The 24,949-nt window shown below is 65.3% G+C and carries 15 protein-coding genes and 1 riboswitch; of the genes, 7 read left to right on the top strand and 8 right to left on the bottom strand.

Features of this window, described 5'->3' with window-relative positions:
- Positions 1–4: 4 nt before the first annotated feature.
- The 5 genes from L0976_RS20715 to L0976_RS20695 form a co-directional block, all read right to left on the bottom strand.
- Complete coding sequence (locus L0976_RS20715; RefSeq protein ID WP_234189126.1) at positions 5–781, bottom strand: ABC transporter ATP-binding protein; 777 nt, start codon at positions 779–781, stop codon at positions 5–7.
- On the bottom strand, positions 778–1,818 hold the full coding sequence (locus L0976_RS20710) for an iron ABC transporter permease (RefSeq protein ID WP_234189125.1): 1,041 nt from the start codon (positions 1,816–1,818) through the stop codon (positions 778–780). Before L0976_RS20710 ends, L0976_RS20715 begins: the two co-directional genes overlap by 4 nt.
- The gene (locus L0976_RS20705) at positions 1,815–2,825 is read right to left on the bottom strand and encodes an ABC transporter substrate-binding protein (RefSeq protein WP_234189124.1); all 1,011 of its coding nucleotides are present in this window, start codon (positions 2,823–2,825) and stop codon (positions 1,815–1,817) included. Before L0976_RS20705 ends, L0976_RS20710 begins: the two co-directional genes overlap by 4 nt.
- 93 nt (positions 2,826–2,918) lie before the next feature.
- Positions 2,919–3,115, bottom strand: a riboswitch (cobalamin riboswitch).
- A 133-nt stretch (positions 3,116–3,248) separates the two neighbouring features.
- Positions 3,249–3,818: a cytochrome b gene (locus L0976_RS20700; protein ID WP_234189123.1), complete on the bottom strand. Its 570-nt coding sequence runs from the start codon at positions 3,816–3,818 to the stop codon at positions 3,249–3,251.
- Between the two features lie 136 nt (positions 3,819–3,954).
- Positions 3,955–4,827, bottom strand: coding sequence for a LysR substrate-binding domain-containing protein (locus L0976_RS20695; RefSeq protein WP_234189122.1), 873 nt, complete (start codon positions 4,825–4,827; stop codon positions 3,955–3,957).
- Positions 4,828–5,048: 221 nt separating this feature from the next.
- Here L0976_RS20695 and L0976_RS20690 point away from each other — a divergent pair, with 221 nt between their 5' ends.
- From L0976_RS20690 to L0976_RS20680, 3 genes are all read left to right on the top strand, one after another.
- Positions 5,049–10,982: an Ig-like domain-containing protein gene (locus L0976_RS20690; RefSeq protein ID WP_234189121.1), complete on the top strand. Its 5,934-nt coding sequence runs from the start codon at positions 5,049–5,051 to the stop codon at positions 10,980–10,982.
- A 114-nt stretch (positions 10,983–11,096) separates the two neighbouring features.
- Positions 11,097–12,836: a type I secretion system permease/ATPase gene (locus L0976_RS20685; protein ID WP_234189120.1), complete on the top strand. Its 1,740-nt coding sequence runs from the start codon at positions 11,097–11,099 to the stop codon at positions 12,834–12,836.
- Positions 12,833–14,143, top strand: coding sequence for an HlyD family type I secretion periplasmic adaptor subunit (locus tag L0976_RS20680; RefSeq protein ID WP_203317385.1), 1,311 nt, complete (start codon positions 12,833–12,835; stop codon positions 14,141–14,143). The genes L0976_RS20685 and L0976_RS20680 overlap by 4 nt, the downstream gene beginning before the upstream one ends.
- Positions 14,144–14,156: 13 nt before the next feature.
- Here L0976_RS20680 and L0976_RS20675 read toward each other — a convergent pair whose 3' ends face one another.
- The gene (locus tag L0976_RS20675; RefSeq protein ID WP_203317384.1) at positions 14,157–15,305 is read right to left on the bottom strand and encodes an alpha-hydroxy acid oxidase; all 1,149 of its coding nucleotides are present in this window, start codon (positions 15,303–15,305) and stop codon (positions 14,157–14,159) included.
- 74 nt (positions 15,306–15,379) lie between these two features.
- Positions 15,380–17,053 carry an L-lactate permease gene (locus tag L0976_RS20670; protein WP_234189119.1) on the bottom strand — a complete coding sequence of 558 codons (1,674 nt, stop codon included), beginning with the start codon at positions 17,051–17,053 and terminating at the stop codon, positions 15,380–15,382.
- 230 nt (positions 17,054–17,283) lie between these two features.
- Here L0976_RS20670 and L0976_RS20665 point away from each other — a divergent pair, with 230 nt between their 5' ends.
- Positions 17,284–18,057 (top strand): FCD domain-containing protein, encoded by a 774-nt coding sequence (locus tag L0976_RS20665; RefSeq protein ID WP_203317382.1) that lies wholly within the window; start codon positions 17,284–17,286, stop codon positions 18,055–18,057.
- 60 nt (positions 18,058–18,117) lie between these two features.
- Here L0976_RS20665 and L0976_RS20660 read toward each other — a convergent pair whose 3' ends face one another.
- The gene (locus L0976_RS20660) at positions 18,118–19,578 is read right to left on the bottom strand and encodes an MFS transporter (RefSeq protein ID WP_234189118.1); all 1,461 of its coding nucleotides are present in this window, start codon (positions 19,576–19,578) and stop codon (positions 18,118–18,120) included.
- A 170-nt stretch (positions 19,579–19,748) separates the two neighbouring features.
- Here L0976_RS20660 and L0976_RS20655 point away from each other — a divergent pair, with 170 nt between their 5' ends.
- The 3 genes from L0976_RS20655 to L0976_RS20645 all read left to right on the top strand — a co-directional run bounded on the left by L0976_RS20655 (position 19,749) and on the right by L0976_RS20645 (position 24,941).
- The gene (locus L0976_RS20655) at positions 19,749–20,645 is read left to right on the top strand and encodes a LysR family transcriptional regulator (protein WP_203317380.1); all 897 of its coding nucleotides are present in this window, start codon (positions 19,749–19,751) and stop codon (positions 20,643–20,645) included.
- Between the two features lie 400 nt (positions 20,646–21,045).
- A complete protein-coding gene (locus tag L0976_RS20650; protein WP_234189117.1) occupies positions 21,046–23,736 on the top strand; it encodes a hypothetical protein in 2,691 nt (896 codons plus the stop codon).
- On the top strand, positions 23,736–24,941 hold the full coding sequence (locus L0976_RS20645; protein WP_234189116.1) for a cytochrome-c peroxidase: 1,206 nt from the start codon (positions 23,736–23,738) through the stop codon (positions 24,939–24,941). Before L0976_RS20650 ends, L0976_RS20645 begins: the two co-directional genes overlap by 1 nt.
- Positions 24,942–24,949: the final 8 nt, after the last annotated feature.

Genomic DNA, 24,949 nt, shown 5'->3' with positions numbered 1-24,949 from the left:
CCTTTCAGGCAAGGCGTTGGAAGGCGAAGACCGGCCGGCCGCCGGACGGATGGGGAATGAGTTCGGCCTCGACGGCGAAGATCTCGCGGATCAGCGGTGCGGTGAGCACCTCGTGCGGCGGCCCGAGGGCCGCGCATCGCCCGTGTTTCATCACCAGCAATCGATCGCAGCGCTGTGCGTGGTTGAGGTCGTGGAGGGCGATGACGGTCGTCACCGCGAGCGTTCCGATGAGGTCGAGAATGGCGATCTGGTGGTGGATGTCGAGATGGTTCGTCGGCTCGTCGAGAAGCAGGAGCTGCGGTTTCTGCGCATGGGCGCGGGCGATATGGACCCGCTGGCGCTCGCCGCCCGAGAGCGTCGCCCAGTCGCGGCGAGCCATGTGCTGCATATCGACGGCCTCGAGCGCCGCGTTCACGGCATCGTCGTCCTCGCGGCCCCACGGCCGCAGCGCATCGAGCCACGGCGTGCGGCCGAGCTCGACCGCATCGCGCACGCAAATCCGCTCACCCGTCTCGGCCTGCTGGGCGACGAAGGCGATGGAGCGCGCGACCTCGCGCCGGCTGAGGCGCGCCATGGGCCGGCCGGCGAGGCGGATCTCGCCCCGGCTCGGGCTGACGAGCCCGGCCAGCATGTTCAGGAGCGTCGATTTTCCCGAGCCGTTTGGTCCTATCAGGCCGAGCGTCTCGCCGGCGCGCACGCCGAGATCGATGCCGGAAACGATCGGGCGGCCACCGGCCATCCGGGCGACGCCGGCCGCTTCGAGTACGGGCCTGTCGGTCATCGCTGCCTTCCCCTGACCATGATGAAGGCGAAGGCCGGCGCACCGACCAGCGCGGTGACGACGCCGATCGGCAGGACCTGCCCAGGAAGGGCGATGCGCGAGACGACATCGGAGACGACGAGGAAGACCGCCCCGGCGAGTGCCGTCGCCGGCACCAGCCGGCTGTGGCGCGCGCCGACGAGAATGCGCATGGCATGCGGCACGACGAGCCCGACGAAGCCGATGGCGCCGGCGACCGAGACCATGATCGCCGTCACCAGCGTCGCCGTTCCGATCAGCACGACCTGCGTGCGGCGCACGTCGATGCCGAGCGCGGCCGCGCTCTCGGCGCCGAAGGCGAAGGCGTCGAGTGCCCGGACATGCCACAACGTGATGCCGAGCCCGGCGAGGGTCATCGGCAGCACCAGCCAGGTGTCTGGCCAGCGCACGCCGGAAAGGTTGCCCAGCAGCCAGAACATTATGCCCCGCGCCTGCTCGGCGCTTGCCGACTGCGCGATGATAAGGGCCGTCAGGGCGTTGAACATCTGCGATCCCGCAATCCCGGCAAGGATGATCACCGCCGCGCCGCGCATGCCGGTTCCGCCGCCCGCGGCGCGGGCCAGCAGCGCGACCAGCACGAAGGCCGTGATGGCGCCGGCAAAGGCTCCGGCCGACATGCTGAGCAGCCCCGCGCCGAAACCGGCGACGGTGACGGCGACGGCCCCGGTGGAGGCTCCAGCCGAAATGCCGAGGAGATAGGGCTCGGCCAGCGGATTTCGCAAGAGCGCCTGGAGGATGAGGCCGGACAGGGCGAGGCTGGCGCCGCCGCAGGCCGCCACCACCGCGCGCGACATGCGATAGTGCCAGATCACGCTGAGTTCGATGGGATCGATCGCACGGTCCAGGAAGCCCGCTTTCGTCGCCAGGACGTCGAAGACGGTGGCGAGCGGGATGCGCGTCTCGCCGACCGCCGTTCCAAACAGCAGCGCTGCGGCCAGCACGGCCGGAGCCAGCCAGAAGAGCCACCCGAGGCCATGGACCGCAGCGCCTTGTCTCATTTCGACAGACCGAACCCGGAAAGCGCGTTCGACAGCTTCTCCAGCGCGAAGATCGCGCGAACCGACGGGTCCATCGCATTCGCCTCGATCGTGAGGATGCGATCCTGCCTGACCGCCTCCATCTCCTTCGCGACGGGATCGGTGGTCAGGAACTCGCGCTTGACGGCGATGTCGTCGGCGGGGAAGCGACGGCGGTTCATTTCGGCCGCGACGATGAAGGTCGGCCTCGCCGTGGCGATGGTCTCCCAGCCCACCGTCGGCCACTCCTCCTCGGAGGTGACGACGTTCTTCACGCCCAGCTTGGAGAGCATCCAGCCCGGCACGCCGTTGAGGCCGGCCACATAGGGGTCGATCTCGATGTCGGCGGAGGAATACCAGAACACGCCGGAAACGTCCTCGGGCAGGTTCAGGTCCTTGGCTTTGCGGACCGCGGACTCCTCGCGCGACCTGAGGTCGGCGACCAGCTTTTCGCCGCGTTCGGAGACGTCGAAGATCTCGGCCAGTTCCGTGATGCCCTGGTAGAGCAGGGCCGTGTCGAACAGCCTGGTGCGGGCGCCGTCCATGCTCTGCGTGTTGTCCTTTCCGACGCATTCGGTCGGCATGATCCAGCTTGCGATCCCCGCGTCATCGAACATCTCGCGCGTGCCGACCGCCCCCTGCGGACCGATCATCCACTCGTAGGCGGTGACGACGAGCTCCGGCTTCTTTGCCACGACGCTTTCGAAGCTCGGCGCATTGTCGGCGAGGCGCTCGACCGTCTTGTCGACCTCGGCGAATTCGGGCAGGACGGGATTGATCCACAGCGCGGTGCCCTTCACCTTGTCGGCGAGGCCGAGCATGTAGAGGATCTCGGTCGTGCTCTGGCCGACGCTGACGACGCTGTCCGGCGCCTTCTCGATGGTGACCTCGTGGCCGCAGCTCGTCAGCTTCAGCGGATAGCTGGTGGCCGCGAACGCCATCGGCGCCAGGGCGAAAGTGGCGATGAACGCCGTCGTGAACCTCAACATCGTATCCCTTCCGTTGCAATGTTGGCGGGACGAAGGAAGGCCGAGGATCGAAATGCAGGACGCCGATCACAAGCCCGCCCGAGCCGACCCGCTCGGTTGGTCATCTGCGTCGGCAGGTCTCCTGACTGACGGGTCGTCGCTTTCCTCGACCTTCCCGGGCGCGGGGCCCAGTGGATTTTCCGAGTTCAGCTCGCCGCCTACAGTTGCGGGGGCAGTTCCGTTTGGCTGGCCGTCTTTGGCCACGGATTCCCTCTTAGTCCCTTCCGGAAACCGACCGTCATCCCGTAGCGAATAGCATCGGCGCTTGCAAGGCCGCCGGATCGGGCCGGCCGAAACGGGATGAAAGAGAGGATGTCAGAACACCGACGCGCCGCCGGTCGCCGAAGGTTCACGGGACCGGGCCGCGATCATGGTTCGCCCGCATCAAAGCATGCGGGGGAGCACGTCGGTCGGACCGCCCCTGTCCTGCAGCCGGTGCTTCACGGTGCCGGCTATGTGCAGGAGGACGCAGGCCAGCAGGATATAGGCGCTATAGGCGTGCAGCGCCTGGAACACCGCGAAGGCCGTATCGTTCTTCGGCAGGACCTCCGGCACATGCGAGAGGAAGAAGAAAGGCACGCCGTCGCCGTCCGTGAGGCTGCTGGACATCGCGTAGCCCAGCAGCGGAGTGAGTATGGTCAAGGCGATGATCAGCCGGTGGGTGATGTGGGACAGGCGCTTCTCCCAGGGCTTGAGGGCGTCCGGCGCGTGCGGCAGAACCGCACGGTAGCGCCAGCGAAGGGCAAGCTGCGCCAGCGCCAGCAGCCAGGCCAGCACGCCGAACTGCTTGTGGTTGGGATAAAGGATCGCGGCCGTCGGGTCGTCCTCGGCGCGTCCGGTCATGTACCAGCCGCAGGCGATCAACCCGAGGATCAGGATGGCCCGCAGCCAGTGCAGGATGCGGATCGATACAGGATATCTGGCGCTGCTGTCTCTTTGAAACGGTCTCATCATGCCATTCCTCGTCTGGCCGGCTCGCTGCCGGCACCGCACCCCGCCGGATGCTCGCATTCGAGTATCCCGGTTTCGTGTGCGTTTCATGGAGATTGCGTGGATGGCGCCCATTGTCGCGGCAGGATCGCGATCGGCCTCAGCGGGCGGAGTGCAGCGCGGCCGCCGCGTGGATGAAGCCGCGGATCAGCGGAAGGTGCTGGCGCTCGGCGAGGCAGATGACGTATTCGTCGATAATCTCGTGGGCGTCTTCGATCGGCACAAAGGCGAGGCGGTTGTCATTGCCGAGTTCGAGATCGGCGATGACGCCGCATCCCACCCTGTTGGCGATGGCTTCGCGAACGCCTTCCCTTGAGGAAATCTCGACGATCTGCTCGATGGAAATGGCGTGACCCGCGAGATTCTTCTCGAAAACCTCGCGGGTGCGCGAGCCGCGTTCGCGCATGACGAAGGACAGGCCTTCCAGCGCGCGCATGGTGACGCTCTGCTCCCCGGCGAGCGGGTGATCCAGCGGCACGCACAGACCGAGCCGCATGCTGAGGAAGTGCTTGCCGAAAAGCCGCGGGTCATTGGGCACACGCGCGGTAATGGCGACGTCCGCGCGATAGTCCATGACCTGCTCGATGACGCGTGCGGAATTATCGATCGACAGCGAGAATGTGAGTTTCGGACGCTCGCTCTTCATGTGCGAGAGGATCGGCAGGGCGAGGATCGGGCCGTCGGCGGCAACGCGCAGGTGACCGCCGCTCGCACCGGCCTCGCCACGCAGGAAGGCATTGGCCTCGCGTTCTGCCGCGAACAGCCGGGTGGTGATCTCCAGCAGGCGCTCGCCGTTCGAGCTGAGGGAGACGCCGCGCGCCCGGCGTTCGAGAAGGTTGAAGCCGCAGGCGGCCTCCAGGTCGCGCACATGGGCCGACAGGGTGGACTGGCTTATCGCCATGTCCCGGGCGGCCTGGGAGAAGCCACCGCACACCGCGACGACATGGAAGGCTTTCAATTGCGCAATCGACATCGCATCCGCTTCTATTGACAGAACGAGGGCCGTTCGGGCCGCGGATGGGAATATTCGGGCGGATGCTGACAGGCAGATGACGAATCCGATGGCAGCCATCGGAAATCGCTATGGCCGGTAAACGATTTGTTAAGGAACTGTCATTCGGCCTGCAAGGCCATTCTCTAACGGTAAGGCGCGGCATCGAGCCGACCCCGTTTCACCTCAGAGAGAAGGCCGACATGACGTCCTCCACCAATCTCACAACGCCGATCCAGTCTTCCGACGACTGGCTCCTCTCCATCCCTCGCCTCGGCAAGCAGCAGGGCCTGCTGGTCACGCCGGGCGGCACGGGCACGGTATCCTCCTACAGCCTCGTCTACGACGTGTACTTCCCGTCGTCCGGCACGTCGAGCGGCTGGATCCCGTTCCTGCAGACGGACACCTCCAACAGCAGCGACGCCGACATCTTCGGCAATGTCGCCGGCGGCAGCTTCGGCCTCGGCATCAACAGCGACTATCGCGGTGCCGCCAACCTCGATGCGTGGAACCGCGTGGGCCTCACGATCGAGAAGGGCAGCGACGGCTCCGTCACCATGAGCAAATACGTCAACGGCGAATTCATCGCCGCGCAGAAGATGACCGGCTCGCTGGCCGCGCGCTTCACCATCGACAAGTCCAACGGCTTCCTGATCTTCTCCGACAATGACGGCGAAACCTCCTCCGGCTATCTCGGCAGCTTCCTGTTCATCGAGAAGGTGCTGTCCGGCGATGAGCTTTCCGTGCTGGGCAAGGCCCGTCCCGGCGGCATCGTCCCGGACGATTTCAAGTCCGACGCGCTGCAGCACAACGGCACGGAATTCCGCTTCGGCCAGGGTTCCGTGACAGCCGAATTCGGCAAGGGCACGCTTTCGGGCAAGGGCACCACGCCGACCACCACGACGCCGGACGCCGCCGGCGTGCCGCAGGTCGGCCAGGAGCCGACCACCGATCCGGACGCGGTCGTGAAGACCGTCGCCATCAAGGACATGATGGTCACCCCGGATGCGGAAAACGCCACGATCGACCTTTCCCAGCATTTCTCGGGCGAAGGCCTGACCTACACCGTCCAGAACAAGAACGGCGACGTCGTGACGGCCACCCTGACCGACGGCAACAAGCTGGTGCTCGACTTCGCCGAACTCGGCCACTCGGATGTCCGCGTGACCGCGACGGACGCGGCCGGCAATTCCGTGACGGACGACTTCCGCGTGCGCGTCGCCGGGCCGAACGCCTATACGATCGCCGTCTTCCCGGACACGCAGGACTACACGTCGAACGACGGCATCAAGCACTTCTTCGCCGACATGACGCAATGGCTGGTCGACAACCGCGACAGCCATAACATCGTCTTCATGACCCATGTGGGCGACATCACGCAGACCAACCAGTCCAGCCAGTGGGACATCGCCGAGGCGGCCCTGCGCAAGCTGGACGGCAAGATCCCCTACGCCCTCCTGCCGGGCAACCATGACCAGGGAAGCAGCGGCAACGCCGCCAATCACTCGTCGAACTATCTCGACAGCCGCTTCTCGCCGGACAAGCAGAAGGCGACCAACCCCGACACGTTCGGCGGCTCCTATGACCAGGAGCTGATGAGCGCGCGCAACACCTACAGCACGTTCACCGCGCCCGACGGCACGAAATGGCTGTCGATCTCGCTGGAATTCGGCCCGCGCGACGACGTGATCCGCTGGGCGGGCGACGTGATCGAGGCCCACCCGGACTACCGCGTGATGCTCGCCACCCACTCGCTGACGAGCTATGCCGGCCGCCAGGACAACCTCGCCCTGCCGCTCTACGACGAGGGCGCCGGCTACGACTACGGCATGCGCACCGACCAGGCCGGCGCCAATGACGGCGAATATGTCTCGCGCGAGCTGCTCGCCCGCTATCCCAACATCGTCATGACCTTCTCCGGCCACATCTTCGGCGACGGCGCGGAAACCGACATCACCTACAACCAGTATGGCGAGCCGGTCTTCCAGTTCCTGGTGAACTACCAGAACGGCGTGTCGCGCGAGATCACCGGCAACGGCGACGAGAGCAAGGGCAGCAACGGCGGCAACGGCGCGATCCGCCTCGTCACCATCGACCCCGACAACAACCGCATCACGACGGAGACCTACTTCACCGGCTTCGACGACTATCTGGACGGCTTCCGCAGCAAGCCGGAACTCGACCGTGACGGTCTGACCGGCTACTACCGCGGCCATCAGGAAGTCTTCGAGAACGTCAATGTCGGCGGCGGCGTTGCCCGTGCCATGGCCGATGCCGGCGACGACATCGTGGCGGACGCTCCCTCGGGCGCGGCGCTTGCCGATGTCGCCCTCTCCGGCGCAAGGTCGATGCTGCCCGGCAACGTCACGTCGTGGGTCTGGACGGACGAGAACGGCGACGTCGTCGCCGAAGGCAAGGAAGCAACCGCCAAGCTCGACCTCGGCAAGCACAAGCTGACGCTCACGGCCACGGACGTCAACGGCGTCAAGTCGACCGACACGGTCGACGTGATCGTGCGCGGCGACCGCACGCTGCTCGTCGAGACCTTCAACGACGGCAATGCCGATGGCTGGTCGACGGATGTCGGCGGCACGAACGGGGCGACGGGCAACTTCCTGCTGAAGGGCACCGTCTTCTCGCGTCAGTCCACGACGGACGGCCTTGCCGCGCCGGAAGCGGCCCTCTTCGACCAGAGCGATGCGGCCGGCAACAAGCTGGTCTACACCGGTTCCGGCTCGACCGGCTGGTCGGACTACGTCTTCGAGACGACGCTGACCCAGCTCGACAACGACACGATCGGCGTGCTCTTCTACTATCAGGACGCCAAGAACCACTATCGCTTCACGCTCGACGGCGAGACGAACCGCCGCCAGCTCGTGAAGGTCGTCGACGGCGTCGAGACGGTGCTTGCCTCCGTCAACGAAGGCTCGCCCTACAACATGGAAATCCCGCTGCTCGTGGCCGTCACCGGCAACACGATCAACGTCTTCCTTGGTGACAAGAACGTCTTCGCCGGTCCTGTCGTCGATGCCTCGCCGCTTTCCGGCGGCACGGTCGGCGTCTATTCCAGCGGCCAGCGCAGCTCCGTCTTCGACGACATCGCCGTGACGAAGGTGGCCGCCACCGCCAAGGCCGGCATCGACCAGCGGCTCTACGACACCGACGGCAACGGCAAGGCGCTCGCCACGCTCGACGCCTCCGGCTCCTTCGGCAACAAGGCCCTGGTCAGCTATGTGTGGACCGACCTTGCCGGAAACATCATCGCGACCGGCAAGACGGCGACCGTCGACCTTAACACCGGCGTCAACAAGCTGCTGCTGACCGTCACCGATGCGGACGGCACGACCTCCACCGACCGCGTGGACGTCACCGTCGTCGACCGCAGCAAGATCCTCGTCAACGAGGACTTCTCGTCGGCGGATGCGCTGTCGCGCTTCACCATCGTCGACGAGGGCGAGTTCGGCGGCAAGGGCGCCGACGGCAAGCAATCGGAATGGGTGCTGGACAACGGCAAGCTGGTGCAGACGACCGAGCTTGCCAGCCGTGAACTGACCTGGACCGGCGCCACCTCGTCCGACTACTGGAAACGCGGCTGGAGCCCGCTGGGCGACGGGGTCAATGTCCTGCGCCTCGGCACCTATGCCCTCTACAACGATCCGGCGGCGCTGCGCTGGACCGACTATGCGATCGAGGCGACCATCGAGACGCCGGACAAGGACGGCCTCGGCTTCCTCTTCCGCTACAAGGACGCCAAGAACTACTACAAGCTGGAGCTCGATGCCGACGGCATCCTCGACCGCAGCCCCAGCAACGGTGCCGGAAGCATCTTCAACCTCGTGCGGATGAAGGACGGCGTCGAGGAAATCCTCGCGCAGGTGCCGGGCAAGTACGAGCCGGGCCAGCCGATGAAGCTGCGCCTCGAGGTCGTCGGCGACAAGATCACGGCCTATCTCAATGACGAGGCCTTGTTCGCCTATCCGGTCGGCGACCGCGGTCTGGATGCCGGCACGTTCGGCCTCTACTCCTGGGGCAATGCCGGCCTGTCCTTCGACAATCTCACCGTGGTCGACCTGACCTCGGGCCTCGAAGGCGGCCATGTCGTCAACGGCACCAGCGGCCGTGACGTGCTTGCCGGCACGGATGCCGACGAGACGATCTACGGCCTCGGCGGCAACGACACCATCCTCGGCAACGGCGGCGACGACCGCATCGATGCCGGCGACGGCAACGACACGGTGCTGGGCGGTGCCGGCCGCGACAGCATCTTCGGCGGAGCCGGAGACGATGTGCTGATGGGCAATGACGGCGACGACGTCATTGCCGGCGGCCTCGGCAACGACGTCATCGAAGGCGGCGCAGGCAACGATCTTCTCATCGGCGGCGATGGTTCCGACACCTATGTCTACGGCATGGGCGACGGAAACGACGAGATCGTCGAGACGGCTGCCACCGCGGGCGACCAGGACGTGCTGGTTCTTCACGACATCGACCGTGACCAGGCGGTGCTGCACAAGGTCGGCGATGCGGTGGAAGTCGCATTCGCCAACGGCCAGACGATCCTGCTCAAGGGACAGCTCGCCGATGGCGGCGTCGAACTCATCACCTTCGCCGACGGCACGGTGCTGAGCCGCGCCGGCATCGTGAACGGCCTCGTCAACCGCGGCCCGGTCGCCGCGGCGGACACGCTCACGGCCATCGACGAGGATGCGGCCTCCTTCCTCATCCCGTTCGCAAGCCTCACCGCGAACGACACGGATGCCGATCTCGACCAGCTTTCCGTGGTCGGCGTCTCGTCGGTCGTCGGCGGCACGGCGGTCATCGAGGACGGCGGCATCCGCTTCACCCCGGCGGCCGACTTCAACGGCACGGCCTCGTTCACCTACGAGGTCAGCGATGGCCGCGGCGGCAAGAGCGAGGCTCAGGCCTCCTTCACGGTGAAGCCGGTCAACGACGCCCCGGTCTCCGGTCCGCAGTCGGTGGAAACCGACGAGGACACGCCGCTCACCGGCACCATCCCCGCGAGCGACATCGACGGCGACGCGCTCACCTTCTCCGTCAAGGAAGGTGCGGGCCCGGCACGCGGCACGCTGCAGCTCGACGCAGCGACAGGCGCCTGGACCTATAGCCCGAATGCCGACGCCAACGGGACGGACAACTTCACGGTCCTCGTCTCGGACGGCAAGGGCGGCACCAGCGAAAGCACGGTCACCGTCAATGTCCGCCCGGTCAACGATGCGCCGGTGGCCGTCGCCGATACCGGCCGCGTGCTGGAAAACGAGACCGCGACCTTCGACCTCGTCGCCAATGACACGGATGTCGAGGGTGACAGCCTCACGCTCGTCGGCTTCGCCGTCACCGCCGTCGCGGGTCTTGCCATCTCCAACGACGCGGCGGCTTCGGCCTTCTCCATCGTCGACGGCAAGCTCGTCGCCGATCCCTCGGTCGCCTTTACGGCATTGCAGGACGGCGAGGCGGCGGTCATGACCGTCACCTACACCGTGCGCGACGCACAGGGCGGTGAATCAACCGGCACGGCGACGCTCACCATCGACGGCTACACCGAGTACAACATCGTCACCGGCAGCGACGGCAACGACGTGCTCGTGGCCAGCGAAGGCAAGGACATGATCGAGGCCGGCAACGGCAACGACACGATCCTGGCCGGCGGTGGCAACGACCTGATCGACGCAGGAGCCGGAAACGACCGGGTGATCGCCGGCGACGGCGACGACGTGGTCGAGGGCGGTGCGGGCAACGACGTGCTGATGGGCGGAGAGGGCAATGACGTGCTCTCCGGCGGCGCGGGCAACGACCAGTTGTTCGGCGGCGAAGGCAACGACACGCTGCGCGGCGGTGCCGGCAACGATGTCCTCACCGGCGGTACAGGCAACGATACGTTCATCTTCGCTTCCGGTGACGGACGCGACACCGTGCTGGACTTCCAGGCGGGCGAGCAGGGCGGCGATGTCGTCCAGCTCTCGAAGGACGATTTCGCCGACTACCAGGCTCTCCTCTCCTCGGGAGCGCTGACCGACGGCGAGCACGGAGCGCAGATCGCCTTCGACGACGGCTCGTCCATCACCTTCCACGGCGTGAAGGTCGCGGACTTCGCCATCGACGACTTCCGCTTCGCCTGATGCGGATGGGGGCGCACCGGCGACGGTGCGCCTTCTCTTCCACGTTCCCCGTCATTGTCATTGCCTTGTTATGCAAGGCTGATTGAAACGCCTGCGTAATCCTGGATGGTCCACATGCAACCCGTTTCCCAGCACCCGAGCGACAACCAGTTCAAGGGCGTCTTTGCCGGATGCGGCATGGCCTTCCTCGGCATCGCGTTGATGAGCGCGGTCGTCAACATCCTCTATCTCACCGGCTCGCTGTTCATGATGGAGGTCTACGACCGCGTCCTGCCGAGCCGCAGCCTGCCGACGCTCGCCGCGCTGCTCGGGCTCGTCGTGGTCCTCTATCTCTTCCAGGGTCTTTTCGATGCGCTCCGCGGCCGCCTCCTGGTGCGCATCGCCGACCGTCTCGACCAGGCGCTTTCCCCGCGCATCTTCGATGCGATGCTTGGCCTGCAACTGTCGATGCCGATGACGGCGCGGCAGGCGCAGCCCCTGCGCGATCTCGAGACCGTGCGCAGCTTCCTTGCCGGCAGCGGCCCTACGGCGCTGTTCGACCTGCCCTGGCTGCCGTTCTACATCGCGATCTGCTTCGCCTTCCATTTCTGGCTCGGCGTGACGGTCCTCATCGGCGCGACGATCCTCGCAGGCGTCACGCTGCTGACGGAACTGGCGTCGCGCAATCCCGTCGCCGAGGCGTCCCGGCACTCCGCAAGGCGCAGCCGGCTTGCGGAGTCCGGCCGGCGCAACGCCGAGGTCATCGCTGTCATGGGCATGGGCCCTCGCCTGCAGCGACGCTGGATGGAGGAGAACCGCAACTTCGCCGTCGCGCAGCGCCGGGCAAGCGACGTCTCCTCGGGCTTCGGCGTGACCAGCAAGGTCCTGCGCATGGTCTTGCAGTCCGGCATTCTCGCGGTCGGCGCCTGGCTCGTCATCAACGAGCAGGCGACCCCCGGGGTCATCATCGCCGGCTCGATCCTTTCCGCCCGCGCGCTCGCTCCCGTCGACCTCGCCCTCGCAAACTGGAAGGGCTTCGTCGCCGCACGGCAGAGCCGGGCACGGCTGCAGAAGATGCTCGTCATGCTGCCGCCGGCCGCAAGGCGGCTCGACCTTCCCGCGCCGAAGGCGGCGCTCAATGCCGAACGCATCAGCGTCGTGCCGCCGGAGGCGAAGGAAGCCGTGCTGCAGGATGTTTCCTTCAACCTCGAAGCGGGTACCGGGCTCGGCATCATCGGCCCCAGCGGCTCGGGCAAGAGCTCGCTCGCCCGGGTCCTCGTCGGCCTGTGGCGGCCGGCACGCGGCACGCTGCGGCTGGACGGCGCGACCCTGGACCAGTGGCCGGCCGAGGCTATGGCCCGCCATATCGGCTTCATGCCGCAGGCCATCGAGCTGATGGACGGGACGGTCGCAGAGAACATAGCGTCCTTCGATCCCGCCGCGCGCGCGGAGGATGTCATCGAGGCCGCGCGTGCGGCGCGCGTGCACGATCTTATCGTCGGCCTCCCCGAGGGCTATTCCACCGAGGTCGGCGAACATGGCCGCCAGCTCTCGGCCGGACAGAAGCAGCGCGTGGCGCTCGCCCGCGCGCTCTACGGCAGGCCGTTCCTGGTCATCCTCGACGAACCCAATTCGAACCTCGACGCGGAGGGCGAGGACGCCCTGACGTCGGCGATCCTCGACGTGCGCGAGCGCGGCGGCATCGTCGTCGTCATCGCGCACCGTCCGAGCGCGCTGCTCGCTGTCGACAAGGTGCTGATGCTTCTGGCCGGGCGCCAGCAGGCCTTCGGCCCGAAGGAAGAGGTCCTGTCGAAGGTCCTGAGGCAAACGGGCGCCCTGAAGGTCGTCCAGAACGCAGAGGCGGCAAACGCATGAAAACCGATGACTGGCACAGCCTGCAACGCTCCATCAGACTGCATATCGGGATCGGCACCCTCGCCTTCGCCTTGCTCGTCGGCGGCATCGGCGGATGGGCGGCGGCCACGGAAATCGTCGGCGCGGTGATCGCGCCGGGATCGATCGTCGTCGAAAGCAGCCTGAAGAAGGTACAGCATCCCGTCGGCGGGGTGGTCAGCGACCTCCTCGTGCGCAACGGCGATCCCGTCGAGGCAGGCGACGTCGTCATGCGGCTCGACGCAACGATGACCAAGGCGAACCTGCAGATCATCCTGAAGAGCCTCGACCAGTTCGCGGCGCGCAAGGCCCGGCTGGAGAGCGAGCGCAGCAGGCACGCACGCGTGCTCTTCCCCGATACCCTGCTCGCCCGCAAGCACGAGCCGGAGATCGCCGACATGCTCGCCGCCGAGCAGCGCCTCTACGAGAGCCGCAGGGACGTGCGCGAGAGCAAGAAGAAGCAGCTCGAGCGCCGGATAGAGCAGTTTCACGACGAGATCCGCGGCATGGAGGCCGAGCGCGCCGCCAGCCAGCAGGAAAGAAGCCTGATCGAGGAGGAACTCGACCGCTACATGCGCCTGCACGACCAGGGCCTGACGGACAGGAGTCGCCTGACGGCCCTCAAGCGCCAGACGACCGATGCCGACGGCGAGATCGGCCGGCTGACGGCCGGTATCGCGGGCGTTCGCGAGAAGATGGCCGAGACTTCTCTCCAGATCATCCAGGTCGATGAGCAATGGGCCGAGGAGGTGGGAAGCGACCTGCGCGAGATGGACGCGCGCATAGGCGAATATGCCGAGCGCCGGATCGCCGCCGAGGACCAGTTGAAGCGCGTCGACATCATCGCCCCGCAGAGCGGAATCGTGCATCAGATGTCGGTGCATACGGTGGGCGGCGTCATCGCTCCGGGCGAGCCCGTCATGATGATCGTGCCGCGTGTCGACAAGCTCGTGGTGGAGGCCAAGGTGCAGCCGCAGGACATCGACCAGATCTTCGTCGGCCAGCGTGCGGTCCTGCGCTTCTCCGCATTCAGCCAGAAGACCACGCCGGAGATCGCGGGCACCGTCGAGCGCGTTTCCGCCGATGTGACGGTCGACGAGAAGACGGGCGTTTCCTTCTACACCGCCCGCATCGCCATCAGCGAGGCCGAATATGCCCGCCTCGGCGCCGTGACGCTCGTTCCCGGCATGCCGGTGGAAACCTTCATCACGACCGGCGAGCGCTCCGTCGCCTCCTACTTCATCAAGCCCCTCATGGACCAGATGAACCGCGCGTTCCGCGAGAGCTGAGCCGGCCGGCGGCTCACGCTCGAAACCGCAGGTTCTCGCGCGTGAGCTGTGCGACGGATGCGCAGCCCATCAGCCGCATGTCCCGTTCGATCTCCGTGCGCATCTGCTCGAGCGCACGCTCGACGCCGGCCTGGCCGGCAGCCGCAAGCGGGAAGAGATAGTAACGGCCGAGACCCACGGCCTTGGCGCCGAGCGAGAGGGCCTTGAGGACATGGGTGCCGCGCTGCACGCCGCCGTCCATCATCACGTCGATCCGGTCGCCCACGGCATCGACGATCTCTGCAAGCTGGTCGAAGCCGCTGCGCGAGCCGTCGAGCTGGCGTCCGCCGTGGTTGGACAGCACGATGCCCGTGCAGCCGATATCGGCGGCGCGGCGGGCATCCTCGACCGTCATGATGCCCTTCAGGCAGAAATGGCCGCCCCAGTGGCGCACCATTTCTTCAACGTCGTCCCAGTTCATCGCCGGGTCGAGCATTTCGGTGAAGTAGCGGCTGATCGACATCGTGCCGCTGCCCATGTCCACATGGCTGTCGAGTTGCGGCAGCCTGAACTTCTCGTGCATGAAATAGTTGAGCGCCCAGCCGGGCTTGACCGCGAACTGGGCGACGCCGGCAAGGTTGAGCCTGAAGGGAATGGCAAAGCCGGTGCGCTTGTCGCGCTCGCGGTTGCCCCCCGTGATGCTGTCGACCGTCAGCATCATCACCTCGACGCCGGCCTGCTTGGCCCGCGCCATCATCTCGCGGTTCAGGCCGCGATCCCTGTGGAAATAGAACTGGTAGACCTGCGGGCTCTGGCTGATGCGCCGGGCCTCCTCCAGGCTGATCGTGCCGAGCGAGGAGACGCCGAACATCGTGCCGAACCTGCCGGCCGCCGCCGCCACCGCGCGCTCGCCCTCGTGGTGGAACAGGCGCTGCAGCGCGGTCGGCGAACAGTAGACGGGCATGGCGAGCTTCTGGCCCATCACCGTTACGGAGAGATCGACGGCATCGACGCCGCGCAGCACGTTCGGCAGAAGGTCGCAGTTCTCGAAGGCGGCGGTGTTGCGGCGGTAGGTCACCTCGTCCTCGGCGGCGCCGTCGATGTAGTTGAAGATCGGTCCCGGCAGGCGACGCTTCGCCAGGCGCCGGAAGTCGTGGAAATTGTGACAGTTGCTCAAACGCATCTTCGCTGCTCCGCGGGCGTTTCCCGATGGCTGGACATGAGGCGGCCGGGACGGGGCGTCCCGGCCGCTTGCTCCTAGTGGGTGACGGCGGGGATGACCTCGGCCGGCACCATGAGCGTGAAAGGCCACACATAGGCCTGCAGCATCACGAGGATGCCGATCAGGCTGGCGAGCGCGATCGAGTGGACGAAGACGTAGCGCAGGATCTTCGATTCATGCCCGTACCATTGCGTGGCCGTCGAGGCGACGACGATGGACTGCGCGTCGATCATCTTGCCCATCACGCCGCCGGCGGACTTGGACGCCGCCATCAGCACGGGCGAGAGTCCGAGCTGCTCGGCGGTGATCTTCTGCAATCCCCCGAAGAGCACGTTCGACGACGTGTCGGACCCCGTCAGGGCCACGCCCAGCCAGCCGAGCATGGCGCCGAAGAACGGATAGACCCAGCCGGTCTGCGCGAAGGCGAGCCCCAGCGTCGCATCGGTGCCGGAATAGCGGGTGACATAGCCGAGAGCCAGCATGGCGGCGATGGTGAGCAGGGAATAGCGCACGACATAAGCCGTTTGCAGGTATGCCTTTATCAGCCTTGCCGGGCTGAAGCCCAGCACGAAGCCTGCGAGGATCGCCGAGAGCACGATGCCCGTGCCGGTCGCCGAGAGCAGGTTCAGCGTGTAGACGGCAGCTTCCGCATGCGCCTCGGCCACGACCGGCGGAACCTTGAACACGAGGTTGTGCAGATAGGGGACCGGCACCTTCCAGACCCAGAGCGCGTCAAGCCAGGCGCGGAACTGCGGCGTGCCCCAGAGGAAGACGAACAGCGACAGGATGAGCCAGGGCAGCCAGGCCTTGAACACCGTTCCGGTCGAATGGCTGTGCTTGACCTGCACGGGCGCGGCGGCGTCCTCGTCGTCCTTCCCCGTCGAGGTCCAGATACGTTTCGGCTGCCAGATGCGCAGGAAGCCTGCGAGCGCGCCCATCGAGCAGATCGCCGCCACCACGTCCACCAGCCAGGGGCCATGGAAATTGGAGACGAGGAATTGCGGGACCGCGAAGGAGGCGCCTGCGACCAGCAAAGCCGGCCAGACCTCCATCATGCCCCTGCGGCCCGCGAAGGCCCATATCAGCCAGAACGGCACGATGACGGAGAAGAAGGGAAGCTGACGGCCGATCATGCCGGAAAGCTGCAGCAGGTCGATGCCGGTGACGGCGGAAAGCGCGATGACGGGCGTGCCGAGCGCGCCATAGGCGACGGGCGCCGTGTTGGCGATGAGCGAAAGCCCGGCTGCCGGAAGCGGCGCGAAACCGAGCCCCATCAGCATGGCGGCCGTCACGGCCACGGGCGTGCCGAAGCCCGCCGCGCCCTCGAAGAAGGCACCGAAGGAAAAGGCGATGAACAGCAGTTGCAGGCGCTTGTCCGGCGTGATGCCGGCAATCGAATCGCGCAGGACGTTGAACTGCCCCGTCTGCTCGGTGAGCCGATAGAGGAAGATGACGTTGAGGATGATCCAGCCGATCGGCAGCAGGCCGAAGGCGGCACCGTAGACGGCGGTGGCACCGGCCATCTGCGCCGGCATGCCGAAGCCGATGATGGCAACGCCGAGCGCGACGGCAAGGCCGAGCAACGCCGCGATATGCGCCTTCATGTGGAAAATGCCGATGCCGCCCAGCAGGACGGCGATCGGCAGGACCGCCAGCAGCGTGGACAATGTCATGTTGCCCAACGGATCGTAGATTTGATTCCAGGTCATATTTCCTCCCTTTCCCTGATCGCGCAGCCAATGGGCAGCCAGGGACCAACCGACTTGCAGGCCCTTGCGGCCCGGCTCGATGTGCTTGAACACCCCTCCCGATGACCGGATCGGTCACCGCATGTTACCATGCTTCCCCATTGGTAAAATCATTTTACCAAAAAGGTCAAGCCGGAGAGCTAGCTTTTCCGCACGCACGATTGTAACGGTAGCATCCGGGAGGCGACGACGTGGACGATAATACTGCCAAGGACGAGAGCGCGGCGGAGAAGACCGCGCGGCATATCGAAATGCTGATTCTCGAGGGCTCCCTCAGCCCCGGCGACCATCTTCTGCCCGAGCGCGAACTGGCCCAGCGCCTCGATGTGTCGCGGCCGACGCTTCGGCAGGCGATCAGGATCCTTGAGGACCGCGGGCTGATCTTGTCCAGGGACGGAAGCCGCTCCATCGCTCCGCTGGGCACCACGATCACCGATCCGCTCATGGACCTGATGGCCCATTCCGACGTGGTGGACGACTATCTCGAGTTTCGGGCCACCACGGAGAAGATGGCCGCGCAACTGGCCGCCAGGCGTGCGAACGACGTGGACCGCGCGCAGTTGAAGCGCTGCATGGAGCGTATAGACGAGGCGCACGAACGCGGTTCGCAGCAGGACGAGGGCGATGCGGACGTCGATCTGCATATCGCCGTCTACGAAGCGAGCCACAACCTCGTCGTGCTGCACGTCATGCGCGCCCTTTCGGGCATGCTGCGGCGCGGCGTGATCGAGAACCGTGAGAAGCTTTTCCAGCGTCCCGAGACGCGCGATGCCCTGCGGGCGCAGCACAGGGCGATCTATGAGGGCGTGATGGCGGGCGATGCGGAAGCCGCGGGACAGGCGGCCGAAGCGCATATCCACTACACGCACCGGGCGCTCAAGGAGGTCAACGCAGCCGAAGCAAGGCTGGGGATTTCCCTGCGCCGCATCGGCGGCGGCAGCGTCGCTGCCTCCCGTCGCCGCTGAAAGTCGCCGGGTCCGTCTGGTTTCAGGTCCCGGCCGGGACGTTCATCGCGCCGAACGGTCTCACTGCAACGTTACGGCGGCGGCAACCGGCCGCCGCATGAGCCTCAGGACAACCAACGCCGAGACGATTGCTAGAATCCCCGACGTGAGGAGCGCGGCGGAAAACCCATGGGAATAGGCTTCGAGGGCGCGGGCAATGGATGCGGCATGCGACGCCGTATCCAAGCCGGCAACAGCGTTCCGCACGTCTCCTGCGACGACCGCTTCGGCAAATTCCGGCGGGCACGCCCCATTCCCGCAGCCGGCAGACGACAGATCGGCGCGGACCGCAGTCGCCAGTATTCCGCTTAGAACGGCGAAGCCGAGCAATATTCCCGAAAACCGCGACGTCGTGCTGATTCCCGACGCCATGCCGGCCCGCTCCCGGGGAACGACGCTCATGATCGCTTTTTGCGTTTCGCCGTTGAGAAGGCCGCCGCCGCTTCCCAGCACCAGCATGCCGCACATCACGGTGACCCAATGGGCGCTGTTCGCTCCCCATGCCGTGATGAAGCTTCCGATGCCAACGACGAACAGCCCGATCGCCAGGATCTCGCGGGAAGACAGCCTATGGGACAGAACGCGTCCGAGATGCGGAAAGACCAGCATGGCCAAGGCGAACGGAAGCATGGAAAAACCGGCTTCCAGCGCCGTCCGGCCCAGGCCGTTCTGGAGATACAGCGGCAGCATCGACGCCATGACCTGCGCACAGGCCGCATAGGCGAACATCGCCCATACACCGCCGACGAAGCGGGGATTTCCAAACAGGCGAAGATCGAGCATGGGTCTCTGCTGGGCCTTCTCGGCAAGCAGGAAACCCGCCAGCGCCACGGCGCCGCCGAGGAAACCGGCCATGGCAACCGGCGACGTCCAGCCATGCGCCTGGCCATTGATCAGCCCCCATGTCAATCCGAACATCGCCCCCGTAAAGGCCACGATCCCCAGCGGGTCCAGGCGCCGGGCGCTATCGTCCCTGGATTCGCCGATCACGACGAACACGACGGCCCCGAGCGCGAGGCAGATGGGAATGTTGATGTAGAACGCCCACCGCCACCCCAAAGTGTGGGCGATGACGCCGCCGATGATCGGGGACAGCACCATCGTCAGTCCCATTATACCGCCCCAGATGGACCAGGCGCGGTTGCGGTCACTGTCGGAATGAAACGTATGGCCGATGATCGCCAAGGCGGGTGCCAGCATGAAGGCCGCGCTGGCGCCTTGCACCGCGCGCGCCAGATACAGATATTTCGCCGTCGTGGCCGCTCCGCAAAGCCAGGACGAAAGCGCGAACGCCACGATGCCCGCCAGATAGATTTTCCGCCGCCCATACCGATCCGCGATGGATCCGGCGGGCAGAAGCAGCGATGCGAAACAGAGGACATAGGTGCTGACCACCCACTCGACTTCGGCAAAACTCGCACCGAACTCCCGCGCGATCGTCGGCAGCACCACCGCCACGACATTGGTGTCCAGCACCGTCATAGCGCATCCCGTCGATGCGGCGAGCAGCACGAGTGTCGGTCTGGAAGACAGTGGGGGCATTTCATTTTCCTTCGATGCGGGGCGCCGGAGTTGTCGCAGATTCGTGAATTCCTTTCATTCTTGCCTTTTTTCCCGTTTATTAGGTAAAACCTAATTATCGGAGATCGATCATGGAGCTTCGGCATCTTCGCTATTTCGTCGCGCTTGCCGAGGAGCTGCATTTTGCGCGCGCGGCCGAGCGTCTGAACATCGCGCCTCCGACCCTCACCGTGCAGATCCAGGAGATCGAGCGAAGCCTGTCGGCACGCCTGTTGCACCGCACCAAGCGCTCCGTGGCGCTGACGCCGGCCGGCGAGATTTTCCTGGCCGAGGCGCGCAATGTACTGGACCAGTACGCGAAGGCGGAAAGCGTGGGCCGACGCGCCGGACGCGGCGAGATCGGGCGGGTCGAGATCGGCTATGTCGGATCGGCGGCCTATGCCGGTGTTCTTCAGTATCAGATGAGCGCCTTCTCGGAACGGTGGCCGGGTGTCCAGCTCAACGCCCGCGAGTTTCCCATGGACGCGTTGCCGCACCTGATCGCTGACGGCACGGTCGACATCGGTTTTGTCCGGATGCCGGTCGCGATGCCGCGGTCGCTGCGAATGCATACGCTTCTCAGGGACTACTTCTGCCTTGCAGCGCCCTCCTCGCTCTATCGCGACATCAAGGGCGACGTCCGCGCGGCCCGCCTGTCGGGCGCTTCGTTCATCGCGCCCGAGCAGGAGTCCGGGACCTACGAAGTCGCCAAACGCGGGGGCTTCAAACCCGATATCGTCGCCGCGCCCGGCAGCCTCCTGGCCGTCCTCACCCACGTCTCGCTTGGTGCGGGCGTGGCGGTCATCCCGAGCGTGGTGCGCAATGTCGTGACATTGCCGGGAGTTACATTCCATCGCATCGCCGGAGAGCCCGTTTTTTCGGAAGTCGCGGCGGTCTTTCGCTCCAGCGAAAGCTCCCCGACGGTGAAGCATTTTGTCCAGCAGCTTCACAACACTCCGCCACGACAGATCAGCCCGCTTGAATGGTAAGGTTCGAACCGCACCGGGTTGCCGGCGTCCTGCTTCGCAGCTTCGCCACGATCCGCAACGATGAATGACCCGGCCTTACGGAGGCCGTTGATCGTTTCAGCGAGGGCATTGTCATAACCGCCGACGCTTCCGGTTCGCCCTGGAATTTAGCTTAGCGACATGACCGCCCTGCGTCCGTCAGGCCACAGGACCAGAGCAGGTGCGCATCCCCGGCGATCGCCTGGTCATCAGCAGGTGGTCTAAGCGGCGCATACGCGCAATTGCGCCGAAACGGTGCAAAAACGCAGTACGAATGAGAATCGTCATATTTGGCGCAATAAAAACTTGACTCTTTATGTCGTGTTTTATTATCGAACCTCCACGGCGCCCGCGCGCTGCACTTTCTGGAGGGATTTCAGTCATGTATCCGAACCGACGGACGTCACCGCGCGTGGCGAATGCCGCCGCGTGCCTGCTTTCGATCGCAATCGGCATCGCTTTCATTTCTCCGGCAAGTGCCCAGCAGGAGAAGGCCGCGCCTGAAAAACCCACGGTGCTCGAGCAGATCGTCGTCAAGCTTCGCCCCCTGTGGCTGAGCCTTGGCGGCAAGGCGACGTCCGACACGGGGACGACCTCGCTCGAAAGCGTCGTCATCATGAACAAGGCCAGCGGCATCGGCGACGCCAACTCGATCCTGCGCAACCTTCCCAACGTTCAGTACCAGAACGATTCCGACAACAGCGCTGGGGTCGACGGCCAGGACATGATCAACCTGCGCCCGCTCGAAGTGTCGATCTCCGGCGGCAAGGTCTACGAGAACAACTTCATCCTTAATGGAATCGGGATCAACAATGTCACGGGTTCGCAGGACCCCTTCGGCGGCTCGCTTGGAAGCTATGAAAATACCCCCAACATCAACGAAGTGTTCGGGCTCCATTCGCAGACCGTCTTCGTGCCGGCGGACTTCCTCGACAAGGCCACCGTGCTGGACAGCAACGTCTCGGCGCGTTACGGGCAGTTCCAGGGCGGCGTCGTCGACTACACGTTGACCAAGCCGCAAGCCGAGAAAGTGACCGGCTCGCTCAGCTACGGCTTCGAGAGCGACGACACGACGAGCTTTGTCCTGGGAACGAAGGACGGCCTCAACCCCCAGAACAACCCGCCCCCGGAATTCTTCCGGTACAAGACGTCCGCGCAGGTCAACGTTCCCCTGACGGACACCTGGGCGATCCTCGGCCAGTACAGCCGCTCCGGAGGCGACACCAACAAGGTGAAGGACTACCGGTACTACAGCCAGATAGCCGACGAGTTCTCGCTCAACAATTTCTACCGTCTCGCAAGCAAGCACGATACCGATCTCGGGCTGTTCACGCTCGAAGGGTCCTATACGGACTACGAGCAGGAGTGGGACGGTTACTTCTATCGAGATACCCAGATCATGGCCCGCAACAAGGGCTTCACCGGCCAGCTCCGATGGGAAAAGGATCTTGATACCGCCGTTTACGAGCCACTCGGGCTCGCCAATGTGAAGATCGACAGCAGAGCCTATTTCAACAAGTCCCGAACGGAGAACGACGGCGGGGAAAACGAGACGATCTACCGGACCGTCTGGGCGCGCACCGGCGTTTCGGTCACGGATCCAACGAAATGGTTCTACTCAACCGATCCGAGTCTGCTCTCCTGGTGCCGGATTCCGCTCCCGTCCGGCCTGACCGGCACCGCGCAGCTTTGCCGCGAGGGCGGTTACGGCAACAAGAGGCAGGGCCAGGAGGAAGCCGGCTTCAAGTCCGACGTCGAGGGCGATATCCTCGCCGGGACGTTCGCCGCCGGTTTCGATTACAGGAGGATCGACGCGTATCGTGAGGCAGAAGAATATACGTCCTACTCTGCGAACAATACCCTGCTGAACACGCCGCTCGTCTCCTCGTTCATCTGCGCGCCCGGCGATGTTGCCTGCTCTCGCGAGCAATATGCGAAGACCAAAATCGTTACCTCCGCGTACCACAACCAAGCGTCTATCAATGCCCTCGACATGTATGCGGAAGTCGACCAGACGTGGAACTGGCTCAATATCCGCGCAGGTCTTCGTCTCAGCTATGAGGATTTCTTCGGCAACCTCAATCTCGCACCACGATTGACGGCGACGGTCTCGCCGACCGAAGACCTTGATTTCGTTGCCGGCTTCAATCGCTACTACAATGCGAATTCGATTTATTATGCCATCCGCGACGGCCAGCCGATATCGCGCGCCTACAATCGTTCGCACAATTCGGCGGGTGTCGTCTCCAATTGGGCCGGAGCCGGTACGCAGCGGTACTACACGTTCTCCGGCCTCGACCTCGACACGCCTTATACGGACGAGTTCACGGCTGCCGTCAAATGGACGGATCCATGGCTGGATGGGGACCTGCGCGTACGCTATCTCCTGCGGCAGGGCAAGGACCAGTATCTGAAGTCCGCCGCCTCAACGAGCACCGTCATGGCACTCACCAATGACGGGGACTCGCAGTACCAGTCGGCCAGCATCGAATACGGCAAGACATGGGCGGTGAACGAGGGGCACATGGATACCGTCCGCCTGTCGGGTAGCCTTACATGGTCCAAGCAGCGCACGACCTCGAACGGCTATTTCGACGACCCGACCGATACCCGCATCTGGTACAACGACGCTTCCTATTCACTCGGTGAATTCGCCATGGCGACGGGAAACATGGACATTCCGGTCAGGACCTCCGTCGATCTGGTGACGACCTTTCTCGACGAGCGGCTGACCGTGGGTCTTTCGGGAAACCTCAACTTCTCCTATGACGGCGCCCGCGCGACGGACACGACCTGCACGCCCTCGACGAGCGCTGCCGCAAAATGCCGGTTGCCGGCCGGTTCGGAAGGCTTGGGCATGCTCCACGACATATACGAGGACTTCCATTTCAGGCCCGTCGCGACGTTCGACCTCAACACGACGTACAAGGCCGTGGAATCCGAGTACGGGTCGCTTGAATTCGAAATGAAGGTCCAGAACATGTTCAACGAAACCGGCAACAAGATTTCCACGGCGACGCAGCCCTGGATTCCCGGCCGGAGCATCTGGTTAGGCGCCAAGGCGACGTTCTGATGAAGATACAGTTCAGATTGCTCATCGCCTTCTGGGCGGTCGGCCTCTCGGTCATCCTGGCAGCCTCGCTCTACGAGGCCGCCAGGGGGCGGGATGCGATCCGCCTGGTGCGACTTGCGACACTGGAAGAACGGGCATTCGAGCAGCGCCGGCAAGCGCTGCTCGCCGCGTTCCCGGGAGAGCCGTCCGATCAGGACCTTGCGATCCTTGCGGCGGCCTACCGGCAGCCGGTCGAGGCGTTTCCGCCCATGCGGCTTTTCCCGGGGATCGAGGCGCAGGAGTTCGCGCCGCTACCGATCCCGCCGCGGCCGAAGGGCAAGGACCTCGAAAAGGCGCGGCTCGGATTCAAGCTCTTCACCGATCCCCTCCTGTCCCGGTCCGGGCAGATCGCCTGCCAGAGCTGTCACAATCGCGAGCTTGGATGGGGCGACGGCCTGCAGACCTCCTTCGGCCATGACCGCGCGAAGGGCAAGCGCAACGCCCCGCCCCTCTTCAACGCCGGCCTGCGCTCGCCGCTCTTCTGGGACGGACGTGCGGACACGCTCGAAGACCAGGCGCTCCTGCCGCTGACGGACCAGCGCGAAATGGCGAACCACGACCTTGCCACCGTGGTCGAACGCATCGGCGCGCGGCCGGATTATCGGGACGCGTTTCGCTCGGTCTACAACGTATCCAGCCCGGCGATCGAGGACGTGACCGATGCGATCGCGGCCTTCCAGCGGACGCTGGAGGAGCCGACCGTCCTCGACCGGTTCCTGTCGGGCCGGCATGACGCGCTGAATGACGAGCAGATCTGGGGCATGCATATCTTCCGGACGAAGGGCGGCTGCGCGAACTGTCACAACGGTCCGCTGCTGACCGACAACAAGTTCCACAATCTCGGCCTTTCCCTGCTCGGCCGCCCGCGCGAGGATGTCGGCCGCTATGCCGTCACCGACAGGCTGCTGGATGTCGGGCGCTTCCGGACACCCAGCCTGCGCCATGTCTCGCGGACCGCGCCCTACATGCACAACGGGATCATCCGCGACCTCAGACGCACCGTCATCTTCTACCAGGTCGGCGGCGGGCGGACGCGCCCGCGCAACGAAAGCGAAGAGGCCAATCCGCTGATGCCCTATGCCGGCATGACATCGCCGTTCCTCGAGCCCTTCCCGCTGACGCAGCGCGAGAGGCGGGCGCTGGTGGCGTTCCTCGAGGCGCTCTGAGGGCGGCT

Origin of the sequence: Shinella sp. NM-101, assembly GCF_021401195.1 — a bacterium.
GTDB lineage: Bacteria > Pseudomonadota > Alphaproteobacteria > Rhizobiales > Rhizobiaceae > Shinella.
The sequence above is the reverse complement of the archived record's forward strand: the minus strand, read 5'-3'. Positions and strand labels throughout refer to the sequence as shown.